This is a genomic window from Acinetobacter sp. UBA5934, assembly GCF_002430855.1.
Taxonomy (GTDB): Bacteria; Pseudomonadota; Gammaproteobacteria; order Pseudomonadales; family Moraxellaceae; genus Acinetobacter.
Map to the genome: position 1 here is coordinate 1 of NZ_DJDC01000046.1, position 2644 is coordinate 2644.

Consider the following 2644-nt stretch of genomic DNA (forward strand, 5'->3'; position numbering starts at 1 on the left):
TTCCCAGCAGGTTCTGGTCTTGTAGCTTTCGCTGCTGCAACTGGTGTAATGCCACTTGATATGCCTGAATCAGTTCTTGTGAAGTTCAAAGGTAAAATGCAGCCTGGTATCACTTTACGTGACCTAGTACATGCAATTCCTTACGTAGCAATCCAAGAAGGTGACCTGACTGTTGAGAAGAAAGGTAAGAAAAACATCTTCTCTGGCCGTATCCTTGAGATCGACCTGACAGAAATGGAAACTGACCTGACTGTTGAGCAAGCATTTGAACTTTCTGATGCTTCTGCTGAACGTTCTGCGGCTGGTTGTGCGATCACGCTTTCTGAAGAGAAAGTTGCTGAATACCTACGTTCTAATATCACTATGCTGAAGTGGATGATTTCACAAGGCTATGGCGATGCTCGTACTATGGCGCGCCGTGTTGAGAACATGGAAAAATGGTTGGCTAACCCATCACTTCTTAAAGCTGATGCTGACGCTGAATACACTAAAGTGTATGAAATCGACCTTTCTACAATCACAGAACCAGTTCTTTGCTGCCCGAACGACCCAGATGATGCAAAACTTCTTTCTGACGTTCAAGGCGTTAAAATTGATGAAGTATTCATCGGTTCTTGTATGACGAATATCGGTCACTTCCGTGCAGCTGGTAAACTTCTAGACAAAGTACCTGGTGGTTCTTTATCTACTCGTCTATGGTTGGCTCCTCCAACTCGTATGGACGAACACCAATTGATGGAAGAAGGTTTCTACAATACTTATGGCAAAGCTGGCGCTCGTACTGAAATGCCAGGCTGTTCATTATGTATGGGTAACCAAGCACGTGTAGCTCCAAACACTACTTGTGTATCGACTTCTACTCGTAACTTCCCGAACCGTTTAGGTCAAGGCGCTAACGTTTACTTGGCTTCTGCTGAACTTGCATCTGTTGCTGCTGTACTTGGTAAACTACCAACTCCAGAAGAATACCAACAGTACGCAGCTCAAATTGACAGCATGTCAGCTGACATCTATCAATACTTGAGCTTCGACAAGATGGGCGAGTACACAGACGCTGCTGCGAATGTAGATACCAAGAAAATTGCTGCTGCTCAGTTGACTTAATTGATTGATAGTTAAGCAATAAGCGGTATAAGATAAGGGCTGAGTAATCAGCCCTTATTTTTTGAGAATAAAAATGAATAAACCAAATATTTTTCAATATGCGACTAAAGAATTATCACAAGATGCCTTCATTTTTTGGCTATTGGATCATGCAAATCCAGCATATGCTGAAGTAAATCCAAAATTGAAAGAGTGTGCCTTAAAGTTAATTAATGAATTTTTTATTTTAGAAAATAAGATAATGCCAGATAAAATTGATGAGTTTATTCTGGCTAAGCAATATAAAAATATTGATATTCTTCTGAAAATAAATAATTTTTCTATAATTATTGAAGATAAGACTGGGACTAATGCTCATGGAGGCCAATTAACAAGATATAAAAATATAATAATTTCAGAAGTTGGTGAAGAAAATGTTTTAGCTATATTTTTTAAAACACATGACCAATCAAATTATAAGAAAGAACTTGCAGATGGATTTAAAATTTTTTCGAGAGATAAATTAATTAACCTTTTAAATAGCGTTAATGATGAAACGAGCGATATTTTTAATGATTTTAAAGACTATATTGAATCCATCGAAAATGAAGTCAATGCATTTACTAATAAAGATCAATGGAATCATAAAAATTGGATTGGTTTTTTTAAGTATTTACAAAAAGAATTAAATCGTGGTGACTGGGGGTATGTGGCTAATCCTAATGGTGGGTTTATGGGTTATTGGTGGGCTTTTCAGAAAAATGAAAATTGTTGGCAATATTTACAAATACAACAAGATGATTTGGTTTTGAAAATTAATAGCAATAAGCCGGAAAATGATAAAAAGTTTAGAAATATTTGTTATCAACATTTTTTAGGTAGAGCTAAGCAAGAAGGGTTGAACTTTCAGAAGCCAGCTAGATTTGGTAAAGGGGAAACAATGACAATTCTTACAACGAAGTACCTTGTTAAAAATGATGAAACAGGTTTAATTAATATTGAAAAAACTATCGGAAAATTAAAAGAGTATACAAATTTTATTGAAAAAAATGCTTTAATTGCTGATAAATTTATAGATTGAATGAACTCGGCAGCTTCTGGTTTTACCAAAATTCAACCATCGGATAGTTCATGACTTTATTCTTTCAGATCAAGATTCACTTGGTCTGATTAATAGTCCTTATACACTTGTCGTTGGCTACGCTTTACTGTTAGTGAAATACATCGTTTAATCCTCACATTGAAAAATGATTTAAAAAGTTGATGTAACGAAATGTCCAAGCAATCCCGCTTCCTCTGTATTGGCGGTTTCCTCAATGGAACCCAAGTCAAAGACCAAGGTGGAAACTTCACTTGTGTCGAAAATGGCAAACAAGTCACTTATCACAAGCGTGAAATTTTTCATCCAGATGCTTGGGATCATGACTACTATGTTTGTGAAACTATCACAGAGAAACAAGCAAAAAATTGGGTCTATGACATCGAAAATTAATTTTGTTGTTTTCTAATTTTATTTATCTATTTCTCAAATTTCAGACATTAAAAAGCCCCATGGTTAGGG

General features: G+C 36.1%; 3 protein-coding genes. All 3 read left to right on the forward strand.

What is annotated here, in order from left to right; all coding sequences use genetic code 11:
* Positions 1-1104 (forward strand): aconitase family protein (locus B2Y23_RS03305; protein ID WP_291369010.1); only part of this gene is annotated, 1104 nt, incomplete at its 5' end.
* Positions 1105-1177: 73 nt separating this feature from the next.
* Entirely contained in the window at positions 1178-2164 is a 987-nt protein-coding gene (locus tag B2Y23_RS03310; RefSeq protein ID WP_291369012.1) for a PD-(D/E)XK nuclease family protein, read from the forward strand.
* A gap of 192 nt (positions 2165-2356) precedes the next feature.
* Entirely contained in the window at positions 2357-2575 is a 219-nt protein-coding gene (locus B2Y23_RS03315) for a hypothetical protein (RefSeq protein WP_291369014.1), read from the forward strand.
* Positions 2576-2644: the final 69 nt, after the last annotated feature.

Excerpts from the sequence above, each read along its gene's own strand:
- B2Y23_RS03310 (WP_291369012.1), top strand. The coding sequence starts at position 1,178 with ATGAATAAACCAAATATTTTTCAATATGCGACTAAAGAATTATCACAA.
- B2Y23_RS03315 (WP_291369014.1), top strand. The coding sequence starts at position 2,357 with ATGTCCAAGCAATCCCGCTTCCTCTGTATTGGCGGTTTCCTCAATGGA.